This is a genomic window from Streptomyces sp. NPDC054047 (genome assembly GCF_055585065.1).
This window is the reverse complement of sequence record NZ_JBVJKV010000009.1, coordinates 189,788-204,063: the sequence shown is the minus strand read 5'-3', so window position 1 is coordinate 204,063 and position 14,276 is coordinate 189,788. Positions and strand designations below refer to the sequence as shown.

General features: G+C 71.0%; 12 protein-coding genes. 3 read left to right on the top strand and 9 right to left on the bottom strand.

The window, feature by feature from the left end:
• Window positions 1-45: 45 nt before the first annotated feature.
• The 6 genes from ACZ6ZP_RS29590 to ACZ6ZP_RS29565 form a co-directional block, all read right to left on the bottom strand.
• Window positions 46-672, bottom strand: a complete 627-nt coding sequence (locus tag ACZ6ZP_RS29590) for a GTP-binding protein (protein ID WP_351165056.1) — start codon at window positions 670-672, stop codon at window positions 46-48.
• On the bottom strand, window positions 653-1,045 hold the full coding sequence (locus ACZ6ZP_RS29585) for a DUF742 domain-containing protein (RefSeq protein WP_351165057.1): 393 nt from the start codon (window positions 1,043-1,045) through the stop codon (window positions 653-655). Before ACZ6ZP_RS29585 ends, ACZ6ZP_RS29590 begins: the two co-directional genes overlap by 20 nt.
• The gene (locus tag ACZ6ZP_RS29580; RefSeq protein ID WP_469408999.1) at window positions 1,042-1,452 is read right to left on the bottom strand and encodes a roadblock/LC7 domain-containing protein; all 411 of its coding nucleotides are present in this window, start codon (window positions 1,450-1,452) and stop codon (window positions 1,042-1,044) included. Before ACZ6ZP_RS29580 ends, ACZ6ZP_RS29585 begins: the two co-directional genes overlap by 4 nt.
• 4 nt (window positions 1,453-1,456) lie before the next feature.
• Entirely contained in the window at window positions 1,457-3,043 is a 1,587-nt protein-coding gene (locus ACZ6ZP_RS29575) for an ATP-binding protein (RefSeq protein WP_399980613.1), read from the bottom strand.
• A gap of 241 nt (window positions 3,044-3,284) precedes the next feature.
• Entirely contained in the window at window positions 3,285-4,688 is a 1,404-nt protein-coding gene (locus ACZ6ZP_RS29570; RefSeq protein WP_351165061.1) for a hypothetical protein, read from the bottom strand.
• Window positions 4,675-7,551, bottom strand: a complete 2,877-nt coding sequence (locus ACZ6ZP_RS29565) for a peroxidase family protein (protein WP_469408995.1) — start codon at window positions 7,549-7,551, stop codon at window positions 4,675-4,677. Before ACZ6ZP_RS29565 ends, ACZ6ZP_RS29570 begins: the two co-directional genes overlap by 14 nt.
• A 357-nt stretch (window positions 7,552-7,908) precedes the next feature.
• Here ACZ6ZP_RS29565 and ACZ6ZP_RS29560 point away from each other — a divergent pair, with 357 nt between their 5' ends.
• Window positions 7,909-9,186, top strand: coding sequence for a lipase family protein (locus ACZ6ZP_RS29560; RefSeq protein WP_361463036.1), 1,278 nt, complete (start codon window positions 7,909-7,911; stop codon window positions 9,184-9,186).
• 30 nt (window positions 9,187-9,216) lie between these two features.
• On the opposite strand, the gene ACZ6ZP_RS29555 is transcribed toward ACZ6ZP_RS29560, so the two are convergent.
• Entirely contained in the window at window positions 9,217-9,624 is a 408-nt protein-coding gene (locus tag ACZ6ZP_RS29555; protein ID WP_469408994.1) for a YchJ family protein, read from the bottom strand.
• Window positions 9,625-9,659: 35 nt separating this feature from the next.
• Window positions 9,660-10,361, bottom strand: a complete 702-nt coding sequence (locus ACZ6ZP_RS29550) for a FadR/GntR family transcriptional regulator (protein WP_351165068.1) — start codon at window positions 10,359-10,361, stop codon at window positions 9,660-9,662.
• A gap of 172 nt (window positions 10,362-10,533) precedes the next feature.
• On the opposite strand from ACZ6ZP_RS29550, the gene ACZ6ZP_RS29545 reads away from it, so the two are divergent.
• Window positions 10,534-11,043, top strand: a complete 510-nt coding sequence (locus ACZ6ZP_RS29545; RefSeq protein WP_351165070.1) for a gluconokinase — start codon at window positions 10,534-10,536, stop codon at window positions 11,041-11,043.
• Between the two features lie 99 nt (window positions 11,044-11,142).
• Complete coding sequence (locus tag ACZ6ZP_RS29540; RefSeq protein ID WP_351165072.1) at window positions 11,143-12,540, top strand: GntT/GntP/DsdX family permease; 1,398 nt, start codon at window positions 11,143-11,145, stop codon at window positions 12,538-12,540.
• Window positions 12,541-12,662: 122 nt separating this feature from the next.
• Here ACZ6ZP_RS29540 and ACZ6ZP_RS29535 read toward each other — a convergent pair whose 3' ends face one another.
• Window positions 12,663-14,243 (bottom strand): APC family permease, encoded by a 1,581-nt coding sequence (locus tag ACZ6ZP_RS29535; protein WP_366462627.1) that lies wholly within the window; start codon window positions 14,241-14,243, stop codon window positions 12,663-12,665.
• Window positions 14,244-14,276: the final 33 nt, after the last annotated feature.

Below are 14,276 nucleotides of genomic sequence, written 5' to 3'. Positions count from 1 at the left end.
CCCGCGACCATACGCGTGCCGGACCGGTGTCCGGGACGGGGTCGGTCAGCGGGCGGCCTCCAGGGGCGCGGCGGTGGAGCGTTCCTTGAGGTGGCGGACCAGGGCGATCAGCACGTCGCGGCTCGACTCGCGGTCCCTGGCGTCGCAGGCGACGACCGGTGTGTGCTCGGGGATGTCCAGGGCGTCCCGGATCTCCTCGACGGGATGGCTCCGGGAGTCCGGGAAGACGTTCAGGGCGATGACGAAGGGCACTCCCTGGCGCTCCATCTCCTCGATCGCCCGGAAGCTGGACGCCAGGCGTCGCGTGTCCACCAGGACGACGGCCCCCAGGGCGCCCTTGAACAGGCCGTTCCACAGGAACCAGAAGCGCTCCTGGCCCGGCGTGCCGAACAGGTACAGCACGAGCTGTTCGTTGAGGCCGATCCGCCCGAAGTCGAGGCTGACGGTCGTCTCGTTCTTCTCGGCCACCCCGGCGAGGTGGTCGACGTCGGCGCTTGCCTGGGTGAGGGTCTCCTCGGTGGTGAGCGGTTTGATGTCGCTCACGGAGCGGACCATGGTGGTCTTGCCGGTGCCGAAGCCCCCGGCGATCATCACCTTGACCGAGCGGCTCCCGGCGGCCAGTGAGCCGGCCCGCTCCGGCCGGTCCGGACGGTCAAAGCCTTTGAAGTCCACTGAGTACCTCCTCCAGGAGCGCGATGTCCGCTCCCTGACCGGGTGTGGAAGCCGGGATGGGATCACGTGCGTCGACCTGGCCCGCTTCCAGCAGGTCGGCCACGAGCACGGCGAGAATGTTGAACGGCAGTCCGAGGTGGGCGCTCAACTCGGCCACCGACAGCGGGTCTCGGCACCGGCGCAGGATCTCCCCGTGCTCGTACTGGGTGCCGGGGGCCGGGGCCGCGGTGGAGCGGGAGACGACGAGGGTCGCCACGTCGAGGCCGGCGGCCGGCCCGCCGGGACCACTGCGACCGCCGGTGAGCACGTAGTAGCGCTCAAGACCGGACGGGTCCGTGGGCCGTGGGGGGCCGGACCGGTGGGGGCCGCTCATCCAGGCTGCTCCTCCCGCCGCGCAGTGGTGCCGAGGAGTTCGCCCATACTGCGGGACAGGTCCCTCATCTGGTGTCCGAGCAGCCCCTGGTCGAGCCCTTCCCTGGCGAGGACCCCGAGGTAGGTCTCGACCCCGGCCCGCACCACGAACAGGTGCCCGCCGTCGACCTCGATCATCGCCAGGCGCAACTGGCCGCCGTACGCGGGGAACTGGCCCGCCACCGGCTGGGCGAGCGCCTGCAGGCCCGCGACCACGGCGGCGAAGCGGTCCACGTCGTCCGGGTCGTCGGCTCCGTACGACGCGATGGCCTTGCCGTCGCTCGACGCGACCAGCGCGAAGCGGATCTCCTGGATGCTCTCGGTCAGGTCGCGGAGCGCCCAGCTCACGTCGGATTCGTGTTGCGTCATGTGGCTAGTCGCTCTCTTCGGTGCGGGGCTCGGCGGTAAGGGGCCGGTCGGTGCGGGGCCCATCGGTGTCTCGTCCGGCGGCTGCGAAGGCCGCCATGCCGGTGAAGGACGCGTCCGGCGGCAGCACGGGCGGCAGGGCGCCCGCCGTGGTCCCTTGTTCGGCGTCGGCCCTCAGCGGGGGATCGGCGTGCTTCCTCCTGCGCCGGGGCAGACCGCCGGGCGTGGTGTCCGCGGCGGCCTCGGCCGCCGCGGTGCGTGCCGGTACCCGCTGGGCGGCCCGCCCGGCGGGCGCCTCGGCCCGGGAGGGAGTTCTGACCGCCGGTGCCGTCACGGAGTCGGCCGGAAGCTGGCTGAAGTACTTGTGCGGTACGACGACGACCACCGAGGTGCCCAGCCAGGGCGAGTCGGCGAAGGTGACCTTGATGCCGTACTTGCGGGCGAGCGTGCCGACGACGCGCAGGCCCAGGTGTGCGTCCTCGGAGAGGCCGACGAGGCCGGTGCCCGCCTCGGCGCCGTCGAGCGCCCGCATGGCCTGCTGCTTCTTCTCGTCGGTCAGGCCCTTGCCGGCGTCCTGGATCTCGATGCCGACGCCGTTGGGCACCTCCTTGCCGGAGACGACGACCGGCTCGGTGAGCGGCGAGTAGCGTGCCGCGTTGTCCAGGAGGTGGGCGAAGATCAGCGTGAGGTGGTCCACCAGACCGCCGTCGACGCCGAGTTCGGGCAGCTGGCGCAGTTGGACCCGGTCGAAGTCCTTGATGCGGCCGACGCCGCCGCGCACGACGCTGAGCAGGCGCTGCGGCTCCTGCCACTGGCGTCCCGGCCGGTCCGTGCCGCCGAGGACCCCGATGCTCGCTGCCAGGCAGTCGGCGGGGCCGATCGCCTGGTCCAGCTCCATCAGGCCCTGGGCGACGGCCGGGTTCCTGCCGTGCTCGCCCTGCATCTCGTGCAGCCGCCCGCGGATCTTTCCGGTGAGTACGTGGATCCGGCTGCCGATGCTGATCACGGCCTGCTCGGCGGAGGCGCTGCGGTTGAACTCCTCCTCGACGGCGATCAGGCCGGTCCGCAGGACCTTGCGCAGTTCGAGCCTGAACTCCGGTGATATCTCGGTCTCTTGGTCGAGTGCGAGCGGCAGGAGGTCGTCGATGGCCTCGCCGCCGCGCAGGCCCTCGAAGGCGGCGGGCAGGAACTCGTCCGCCAGGCGGGCCACCAGGGCCTGCTGCCTCTCGAGACGCCACTGCCACACACCGGCCTCGTCGACCTGGTGGGCTTCGTAGGCGGCGCGTTCGCCCTCGTACCGCCGTTCGAGGGCCGCGACGTGCTGCTGCCACTGCTGGGAGTGGTTCAGCTGCGCACTGCGTGCGTCCTCCGCGGCGCGGCTCAGCTCCTGGCGAGTGCGCAGCAGGAGGCGGACGCAGGCGGTGGCGGCCGCGGTGGCCGCGAGGCCCGCGACCGCGGTGGGTATTCGGGCCGGGTCGGAGCCGGCGGCCACGGCGGCGACGCTGCCGCCGCCGAGGCCCATCGGCAGCAGCCACCAGCTGTGCCAGGCCGCGGGTGCCCGGACAGCCGCCGGCGGCGGAGTGGCAAGTTCCATCTGATTCCTCAAACCAACGCGATCGAAGAGTGGACAACCCTGTCAAGGGTTCGCACCCATCGCATGGCGATGCCGCCGATGACGGCGGCGGCACCCCCTCGATCACCTGCGTGATCCCCCGTGCGACAGCGCGACGGCGCCGGGAGCGCGACAGACTGATATCGCGTCAACTCCCGGCGCTGCAGCGGAGCTTATCCGGTGGAGCGTGGTGGAAATCAATCTTGAGGGTGTTGGGCCCCCGCTACCCCTGGCCGTCCCACAGACCTCCGTGGCGGCGGTGCGCCGGCGTCAGACCCTGGGTGAAGTACTTGTCGTAGTACTCGTTCTCCACGTGGTGGGCCTGGAGCCAGATCCCGGGCACGTGGATCGCGTCCGTGTGCGCGGGGAAGCGGCGGTGCGTCTGGAGGATGTAGGTGCAGATGTCGCGGGCGCACTCGATCACCCGCTCCTCGTACTCACTGGCCTCGGCGAGGTAGCGCTGGCCGTAGTCCTCCCGGTAGATGCGGGTGAAGACGTCCTTGTCGCCGTAGACGCCCCCGGGGCCGAACTTCTCCCGGATCACCGCGTCCACCGCGTCGGACATCGAAGCGAACGCGGGCGGGCACGCGGCGGAGATCAGCTGCTCGCCGTCCGGTGCCTTCAGGCCCACCGGCTGCGAGCGGACGTTGGCGTACTTGGGGAGCGGGATGTGCCAGCGCCACAGGTCGGCCGGGCGCCAGCGCGGGGTGACGAAGGTGAAGCCCAGCATCCTGCCGTAGGTGCGGGAGAACTTCGGGTCGCCCAGGGCGATCTGCGGGTTGATGGACGCGTGGATCCAGCCGCCCAGGCCCATCGCCTCCGCCACCAGCATCAGGTTCTGGAGCAGCAGGTCCGCCTCGATCTGGGTGCGCAGCGGTCCCAACGCCCCGAGCGGCAGCTTGATCTGCTCGTTCAGGAAGCCGTTCTTGATCCACTTCTTCACGCCCGCGGGACGGTAGAAGTTCCGGTCGTCCACCAGGGTGGGCCGCGCCCCGTCCGGCTGGGTGAGCAGGTACATCAGGGCGTTGATGTACTGGTGGGACAGGTCGACCACCGGGAAGAGGACCGTCGTGCCCGGCAGGTTGGACAGGAAGCGGTTCGAGTCCAGGTAGGCCGGGAAGTCCCGCAGGCCCTCCGCCACGTCCAGGCGGTGGTCGAGGACCTTGACCTTGGCCTCCCGCGCGCGGGCGGTCAGGGTCACGTCGTCGAAGGGCTCCTCCGGCGCCGGGGGCAGCTTCCTCAGGTAGTAGGTGCCGGTGTCGTTGATCAGGAAGAAGTGCGTGCCCTGCGCGTTGTCGGGGCTGCCCGCCGTGCGTCCCGCCATGGTCAGGTTCGGCTTCGCCATGATCGGCTTGCCGTCCCGCGGGTCCTCGAAGGGGCGGTCGGGCATCGTGAGCCCGGTGCAGCCCGTCAGGGAGATCAGGACCGCCTCCTCCAGCTCCGTCAGCGGCTGCGGGTCGTCCTTGGAGACGTAACTCATCGAGCCCGCCGGGACGGTGGCGCCGCGGCTCACCCGGTGGGTGCGGCGGCGCCAGACCGTCTCCAGAAGGGGACGTACGAAGAGGTCGGCGAGTCCGGGGTGGTGTCCGTCCGCCCGGCTGTCGGGTCCGCCCTCACCGGGAGGCATCGCTGCCTCCGCCCCGCATCTGCTGCACCTGCCGCCACGGCGCGAACGCGCTCGCGTCGCGCGGCAGCAGCCCCGCGAGGTCCGGGGCGTGCCGCTGGATGACGGATTTCATGCCGCCCCTGTCGACCCAGTCGATGCCCAGGGGCGTGTAGATCTCGGGGCGGTAGTCGACGGTCAGGAAGCGGTCGCTCTGCAGGCGCCGCGTGGCCATCAGGATGAAGATGCGGAAGGCGGTGTCGCTGAAGCCGAAGCCGGTCGGCGGGTTCTCGGCGAACAGGCCGACCACGGTGTCGATCTCGTCGACCGAGCTGTAGACGTCCTTGAGGCGCGCGACGGTCTCGGGGTCCTGGCTCAGGTCCTCGAAGCGGGTGATGCGCGGCTTGTGCAGGCCCGCGCGGAAGTCGTTGTAGCGCGGCACGCCCCGCCTGCGGGTGCGGACCAGGTCGACGACCGACAGGTCGATGATCTCGCCGTCGCGCTCGAAGCGCTGCAGCGCGCGCGGGAAGTTGTTCAGGGTGATCGCGCCGGGGTGGGCGATGCCGAACGAGTAGAGGGTGTCGGCCAGGCCCGTCTTGCGGATGGCGGCCTCCGCTGCGCCGCCCTGGATGTCCTGGAAGGTGAGGCTCTCCAGGCGCTGCCCGAAGTGGTGTTCGCGCATCTCGTAGTCGTCGGGGATCAGCGGGTGCATCCGGTAGACGGTGACGAAGTCCTCGGTGAGGGAGTACGGCGCCGCGTGGTGGTCCGGCAGCGTCTTGGGGATGCCGGTCAGCGAGTGGGACTCCAGGAGCCACAGGCCGAGCTTGTTCAGCCAGTTGTTCGGCGGGCCTTCCCAGTTGGTGTGCAGGCCGAGGTCGATCGCCTCGGTGGCGAGGATCGCCGGGGTCCACTCCACCGTGTGGATCTTGGCGATGAGGGCGGAGACGACCAGGCGTGCCGTGTGGTAGATGCTGTCCTCGCTCATCGCGGGGTACTCGTGGCGCAGCGCCGCGCAGACCGCGTTGTGCTCGCGGGCGAAGAGCGTGTGCATCGCGCTGAGGCCGAGCCACCAGCTCTCGTTGAAGCCGGTGAGCGGGATGCCGTTCTGGCCGGAGGGCAGATGGCCGTCCTCCAGGCGGAGGTCGGCGCTGCCGTCGGCCTCGCGCAGGAACCTGGCGGTCTGCTCGTCAGCGCCGTACACCTCGGAGCCGTCCCACCAGTGGGACGCGGTGTTGGCGAAGAGGATCGGGGGCTTGTTTCCAGGCAGCTCGATGCCCTCGTTCTCGGCGAAGCGCATCACGTTCTCGGGCGGCCCGCCGGGCGTGTTGTGCCAGGTGCTGCCGGGCGGCAGCGGCACCTCGACGGCCTTGCCGCCGACGGGGTAGCGGCGGTGGTTGACCCAGTCGTGGACCTGGAACTGGATCCAGGCGGCGGCCAGGATGTTGAGCGTGGTCGCCGGCACGAAGGTGTCGCGCTGGAGAAGTTCGCGGCTGACGGTGACCGGGTTCGGGGTGTCGAAGAGGTCGGGCCGGTAGTCCGGTTTCAGGTTGCGTCCGAAGGCCGCGCCCACGGCCCCCATGGAGGGCGCGGAGAGGTCGTTGTACGTCCCGTCGTACGACCGGGCGGTGCGCAGCCGCTCGTCGGCCGGCGTCGGCACGGGCACGGCCTTCGGCGGCGCCTCGGGGATGTCGGTGTCGATGAGGTTGAGGCGCCGCAGCGCCTTGCGCAGGAAGACCAGGTTCAGCAGGCTCGCCTCCAACGGCAGCCTGTGCCACGGCACATAGCGGTTCAGCGCGGCGAAGAACCGTCCGACGGGGATGCCCAGCACCGTGTTGCGCAGCGGCTCCTCGGTGCTGAAGCGCAGGCCCTTGCGGTGGGCGGCGCTCGCCTCGTACGCGGCCTTGCGGGCGCGGTTGAGGTTGCCGAGGGGGCGGAACGCGTCGGTGGTGTACCAGGGGTTGAAGGCGAGCTCCTCGACCCGCCCCGCCGCCGCCTGCGCCTCGGCGGTGGCCAGGTCCTGGCGCGGCACGGTGAGGCGGCCGATGGGCTCCGCGGGCGTGACGGCGTCCTTCCACTCCACCGAGCCGTCCTCGATGGGGGTGCGCTTCTCGTCCACGTACCGCTGGACGCACAGGTCGAAGGCGACGTCCGAGGTGACGAGGCGGTGGGCCAGTTCGCGGTGCAGGAAGCCGGGGTCGCGGCGCTCGGGCTTGGGCTCGGGGGCGCTGCCCACGACGGGCCGCAGGAGGTAGCGGACCGGTCCCGCGTCGCCCCAGAGGATGGCGCCGCGGCTCCAGTACGTCTCCTTGGCGAGGCTGTCGACCTTGTGCCGGGTGGCGGCCTGGATGTTGCGCCGCATGCGGGTCGCGGTGGACAGGCCGACGGCCAGCGGGAGCTTCACGAACAGGCCGAAGGCCTTCTGCAGCGTGCTGTTGGCGCCCGCCATGGCCTTGGCGAAGGCGACGAACTCGCGGGCGTCGCGGGCGTGCGACACCGGGAAGTTGGTGGCGAGCAGGTCGTGGCTCTCCTCGTCCGACACCCGCACGCGCACGGCCACGCCGCGCAGGTCGGCCACGGCGTCGGGCTGCCGGGTGCCGCTGGCGTTGGAGAGCCGCACGGTCGCCGGATACTCGGCGCCGGGTTTGACGAATCCGCTGCGCAGGGCGTCGGGGATGTCGTCGTGGAAGGTGAGGCGGGCGTTCTCCACGCCGAGCGCGGACTTCGCGTGCTGGGTGCGCGCGAGGGAACCGGCATTACTTGTACGCCGGTTCTTCGCCTGGACCTTCATCAGTTCGCGGGCCAGGCGCTCGAAGAGGCGGTGCTCCGCCTCGGGGCTGCCGCCCACGTAGCGCTCGTAGGTCTGCTCGTACTCTCCGGTGTCGGCCATCAGGCATTTCCTTCGCACGCAGGCGTACGGGACGGGGGCTAGGACGCTACTGGCGGCACCGGACGGCCGCAGCGCGTGTTCCCGCCTATGTGCGGGGCGCCGCGTGGGCGTCGAACAGGCAGGCGGGCGGCGGCATTTGGGCCCGTCGGGCGCCCTGGGGCGGCCGTGCGGCGCGGCGCGGGTGATCGTCCGGATGTCTCTCTGGGGTCTTCTCCCACAGCAGCCACAGGAGCCGAGCTCGCCGATGGCCGGTCCGTTACGGGTGGACGGGGGCCCGGCGCGCGCGAGTTGACTGCGGATCGGGCCGGTGGTGTGCTCACAACTCCCTTGCCGTCACCGCCCGTTCCGGGGGAAGCCATGCGGGACCAGCACGCCACGGCGCCGCCCTTCGCCGATCTGCGCCCGTACAAGGACGTCACCGGAACCGGCCCCGCGGTGGGCTTCCCGGTCTATCCCGACCTGGTGGAGCGGCTGTTGGCGGACAAGGCGCAGCCCGATCCGGACGGCGTGGTCCCGCACGCCCTGGCGACCTGCGCGGCGTACGCCTACGCGGGCACCCCCGAGGACCCCGACCCGGCGACGCTCGCCATGATCATGGCGCGGCTGGGCCTGGAGGAGAACCGCTGCCGGGTCTTCGAGCAGCGGGTGGGGGCGCTGTACATCGCGTCGGCGGCGTACCTGCTCCAGGACAAGGACCGGCGGGTGGTGATCCTCTGCTATCGCGGCACCCAGCCCGAGGACATCATCAGCATCCTCACCGACGCCGACGTACGGCCCGAGATGCTCCATGTGGACCTGGGCGGCGAGCGGTACGACGTGCACGCGGGCTTCTACCGCAACATGCGGGCCTCCCGGTATCTGGTCATGCAGGCCCTGGAGCGGGCGCTGCGCGGCGAGTCGGTCGACCCCGACGAACAGGGCACGGTGGGCGACGGCATGGAGGCGCTCTACATCACCGGGCACAGCCTGGGCGGTGCGATGGCGGCGCTGATGGGCGTCGTGCTGGCCCACGAGCCGCGGTACGCCGCCGTCGCGGAACGCCTGAAGGCCGTCTACACCTTCGGCCAGCCCATGCTCGGCGGCCCGGATCTGGCCCGTGCCTGCCATCAGGCCAGCGATCCGCGGGGCGTCCACGTGCTGCGCGACCGGCTCATCCGCTACATCTACGACCGCGATGTCGTGCCCTCGCTGCCGCCGCGCCCGGTCGGGCCCTACGCGCCCTTCGGCCGCGAGTTCCACTACCGGCATCGGCGGGGCACGGTCGACGGCGCCCTCACGCTCGCGGCCGAGGCGCTGATCGAGACGCTGTCCCTGCCGGGCGATCTGCTCGGGGGCCGGCTGCCCGCGACGGCGGGGCGCCGGGCGAAGGCGGTGGGGCGGGCCCTGGCCGATCTGGCGCGGGGGCCCGGCAGGCAGTCCGGCTGGGTCGAGGTGCGTGATCCGGCGCCGCGCTACCCGCAGATGGACAGCCTGGCGGGACTTGCGGTGGTGGCGCCCCTGGCGTTCTTCGCGGCCCGGCTCGCGCTGACCCGCAGCGTCCCGTTCACGTACTCCTTCGAGGACCACGGCCCAGGGCACTACGTGAACGCGCTGGCTCCGCCGGGGGTGATGAGCGAGTACGGGGACATCCGCTGAGGCGGCGGACGGGAGGGCGGACGTCGGCGGCTAGTCGATGAACGCGCCGTCGACGTACACCCACACCCCGTCGAGCCGCTCGAAGCGGCTCCGCTCGTGCAGGGACTCCTTGCGGCCCCCGTCGGTGTAGCGGGCCCGGAACTCGACGGTGCCGGTGGTGTGGAACGCGGTGCCGTCCGCGATGTCCAGGATCTCCAGGCCGACCCAGCGCAGGCCCGGGTCGAACTCGACGCCCGGCGGCCTGGTGCGCGGGTGCCAGGTGCGCAGGAGGTACGCCTCGTCCTTGACGGCGAAGGCGCAGTAGCGGGAGCGCATCAGCTCCTCGGGCACGGTGGCCGCGACCTCGCCCCGGTGCAGCCGGCCGCAGCACCTCTCGTACGGCTCGGGGTGGCCGCAGGGGCAGGCGGTGGTCTGGGGGCGGGCGGCGCGTCGGGACATGCGGACCATTGTCCCTGTCCCGGAAGGGCGGTCCGCTACGGGGCGAGAATGTCCAGTTCGTGCAGCGCCCCGACCGCGATCTCGCGCGTCAGCTCCTCGGCCCGCACCGCGTCGCCCTCGCGCACCGCTTCCGCGAGCCGGACGTGCAGGGTGACGGCCGCCGGGTCCGGGTCCTCGAACATGACCTGGTGGTGGGTACGGCCCGCCAGGACCTCCGCGACGACGTCGCCGAGGCGGGCGAACATCTCGTTGCCCGACGCGTTCAGGACGATGCGGTGGAAGTTGATGTCGTGGAAGAGGTAGCCCTCCAGCTGCTGTCCGCGCGAGGTGGCGACCATGCCCAGTGCGCACTCGGTGAGGGCCGCGCACTGCTCGGGCGTGGCGTGCTGGGCGGCGAGCCCCGCCGCGGCCGGTTCGATCGCCGAGCGCAGGACCGTGAGGGAGCGCAGCTGGCGCGGCCGGTCGGCGCCGGCCAGACGCCACCGGATGACCTGCGGGTCGTAGACGTTCCACTCCGCGGTGGGCAGGACGGTCACGCCGACCCGGCGCCGGGACTCGACGAGGTGCATCGACTCCAGGACCCGCACCGCTTCCCGTACGACGGACCGGGACACCTCGAAGCGCTGGGAGAGCTCGTCCGTGCGCAGCACACTGCCCGGCGGGTACTCGCCGCCGGTGATGGCGGGCCCGAGGCTTTCCAGTACGCGAGCGTGCAGCCCACGGGCCTGTGCGGTCATGACGTCAGGGTATGTGGGGACCCTCGGGAACAAAAAGTCAGACTTTTGTGTCACAGACTCTTGAATTCGTCAGACCTAATGGGTTTCAGTGACGTGAACGAGCCACGGGTCTCCCCCCGGCCCGTGGCTCGTGACCGACCGATGTCGATGAAGACAGCAAGGCAGGACAGCGATGAGCACCCCCCACGTCGTCGTAGTGATGGGCGTGGCAGGAACCGGCAAGACGACGATCGGTCCCCTGCTCGCGGCACAGCTCGGCGTTCCCTACGCCGAGGGCGACGACTTCCATCCCCCGGCGAACATCGCCAAGATGTCGGCCGGGACCCCGCTGACCGACGACGACCGCTGGCCGTGGCTCGACGCCATCGGCGCCTGGGCCCACGGCAGGGCCGGGCTCGGCGGTGTGGTCAGCAGCTCCGCGCTGAAGCGCAGCTACCGCGACCGCCTGCGGGCCGCGGCTCCCGGCGTCGTCTTCGTCCACCTCACCGGCGACCGGGCCCTCATCGAGGACCGGATGTCCCACCGGCAGGGCCACTTCATGCCGACGGCCCTGCTCGACTCGCAGTTCGCCACGCTCCAGCCGCTCGGCGCGGACGAGGCGGGCGTGGCGGTCGACGTCACCGGCGGTCCGGAAGAGATCAGCGAGCGCGCCTTCCAGGCTCTGGGAGCGCTCGACCAGTAGTCCCCCGTGCACCCGAACCCCGTCGTGCACCCGAACCCCGTCTCCCCGTGAACCCCTGTCCCCCCGCACCCCCCTCCCCTGACGCACGAGGAAGCCACCGTGACCAGTCTCAGCGTTGAGATGCTGGCAGCGGACGCCGTCGAGCCGATCACCTCCGCTGGCCATGCCCAGCTGGGTATCGCCGTCCTCGCGGGCATCGCCGTCATCGTCCTGCTCATCACGAAGTTCAAGCTGCACGCCTTCTTGGCCCTGACCATCGGGTCGCTCGCCCTCGGCGCCTTCGCCGGGGCCCCGCTCGACAAGGCGATCACCAGCTTCACCGCGGGTCTCGGCTCGACGGTCGCGGGCGTGGGCGTGCTGATCGCCCTCGGCGCGATCCTGGGCAAGCTGCTCGCCGACTCCGGCGGCGCGGACCAGATCGTCGACACGATCCTCGCCAAGGCGGGCGGGCGTTCCATGCCGTGGGCGATGGTCCTGATCGCCTCGGTGATCGGGCTTCCGCTCTTCTTCGAGGTCGGCATCGTGCTGCTGATCCCGGTCGTCCTGATGGTCGCCAAGCGCGGCAACTACTCGCTGATGCGGATCGGCATCCCGGCCCTGGCCGGTCTGTCCGTGATGCACGGTCTCATTCCGCCGCACCCCGGCCCGCTGGTCGCGATCGACGCGGTGGACGCGAACCTGGGCGTCACGCTGGCCCTCGGCGTCCTCGTCGCCATCCCGACGGTGATCATCGCCGGGCCGGTCTTCTCGAAGTACGCGGCGAAGTGGGTCGATGTCCCCGCCCCCGAGAAGATGATGCCGCAGCGTCCTTCGGAGGACCTGGAAAAGCGTCCCGGGTTCGGTGTGACGGTCGCGACCGTGCTGCTGCCCGTCGTGATGATGCTGGCCAAGGCCCTGGTCGACATCATCGTCGACAACCCCGAGCACACGGTCCAGCGGGTCTTCGACGTCATCGGTTCACCGCTGATCGCGCTGCTCGCCGCGGTGATCGTAGGCATGTTCACGCTGGGCCGTGCGGCCGGCTTCACCAAGGACCGGCTCTCGACCACCGTCGAGAAGTCGCTCGCGCCGATCGCCGGTGTGCTGATGATCGTCGGTGCGGGTGGTGGCTTCAAGCAGACCCTCATCGACTCCGGTGTCGGTCAGATGGTCCTCGACATCTCCAAGGACTGGTCGATTCCGGCGCTGCTCCTTGCGTGGCTGATCGCCGTGGTGATCCGTCTCGCCACGGGGTCGGCGACGGTGGCCACCATCTCGGCCGCCGGGCTCGTGGCGCCGCTGGCCGCGGACATGTCCACCTCGCACACGGCGCTGCTGGTGCTTGCCATCGGGGCCGGTTCGCTCTTCTTCTCGCATGTGAACGATGCGGGGTTCTGGCTGGTGAAGGAGTACTTCGGGCTGGACGTGGGGCAGACGATCAAGACCTGGTCGGTCATGGAGACGATCATCTCCGTGGTCGCGGGCGGGCTGGTGCTTCTGCTGTCGCTCGTGATTTAGCGGGGTCAGGGCGGGGTTCTTCCCCGACCCCGCTCCTTCCCCCAAACCCGAAGCGCCGGACGGGGTGAAAGATTTCGGCCGGGCTGGATACTCCAGCCCGGCCGTCACCTTTCGCGGGCCCGCTACTCGCCCGGGGTCTTTGCGGCCTTCTCCAGCTGGAACGCCTCGTTGCCGAGACCGATCCGCGCGTGCGCCTCCGGCCTGGTCGAGCGCAGGAACGCGCCGTAGACCACGCCGATCACGGCCGCCAGCAGGATGATGCCGGGCAGCACCCAGCTGAGCGCCGAGTCGGGGCCCGCGCCGACCAGGACGTCGAAGTCCTTGACGGTGTAGCCCGCGATGACGAGCAGGCCGACCGCGGCGAGGGCGGACGCGGTGATGCGCCAGGCCTGGGCGCGCGCGGCCCCTCGGCGTACGAAGAAGACGATGACCGCGACGGACGCGGTGGCCATCAGGAGGATGACGCCCAGGGCGCCGATGTTGCCGCCCCAGGTGAACAGGTGCAGGACCGGCGCGGTCGGGTCGCCGAAGGCGCCGTCGTCGGCCACCGCGAAGCCCACCACGACGACGACGGAGACGACCGTCTGGAGCAGCGAGCCGGTGCCGGGGGCGCCGGTGGAGGTGTTGGTCCTGCCGAACGCGGCGGGCAGCAGACCCTCGCGGCCCATGGCGAAGGCGTACCGCGCGACCACGTTGTGGAAGGAGAGGATCGCCGCGAACATGCCCGTCACGAACAGGACATGGAGTACGTCGGTGAAGGTGCCGCCGAGCCGGGACTCGGTGAGCCCGAAGAGCAGGCCGGCGCTCTGTTCTTGTGCGGCGGGGACGATGCCGGAGGGGCCGGCCGCGACGGTGAGCGCCCAGGAGCTGATCGCGAAGAAGATCGCGACGAAGCCGACGGCGAAGAACATCACGCGGGCGACGACGACCTGCGGACGGCTGGTCTCCTCGGCGTACACGGGAGCCTGCTCGAAGCCGGTGAAGGCGGCGATGCAGAAGCAGAGCGAGGTGGCGACGCCCGCGCCGGTGAGGGTGTCGGGGTTGAACGCGTGCAGGGACAGGCCTTCCTTGGCCGGGTCCGCGATGGCCGCGATGTCGAAGATGACGACGAGCGCCACCTCGATCAGCAGCAGCACGCCGAGCACGCGCGCGTTCAGGTCGATCTTCAGCCAGGCGAGCACGGCGACGACGGCGACGGTGACAAGTGCCGGTATCCACCAGGCGACTTCGACGTCGAAGTAGGTGTTGAGCAGCCCGGAGACCTCGAAGCCGAGCAGGCCGTAGAGGCCCGCCTGAAGGGCGCTGTAGGCGACGAGCGCGACCAGCGATGCGCCCGCGCCCGCGGTGCCGCCCAGGCCCCTCGATATGTACGCGTAGAAGGCGCCCGCGTTGTGGACGTGCCGGCTCATCTCGGCGTACCCGAAGCTGAACAGGCCGAGGACCACGCCGAGGATGAGGAAGAGCAGCGGCTGGCCGACGACGCCCATCACGCCGTACGTGGTGGGCATGACGCCCGCGACGACCATGAGCGGCCCGGTCGCCGCGAGCACGGAGAGCAAGAGGCCCGCCGTGCCGAGGCGGCCCGCGCGCAGCGCCGTCTCCTGGCCCTTGTACGTGCTGATCCCGCTGCCGTCGGTGGCGCCCTTGGCGGCCCTGCTCGCGGGTCTCGTGTCGCTCGTGCTGCTCGAACTGCCCGTCGCCATGGCGCGGTTGTCCTTTCGAGTGGGCCGGTTGGT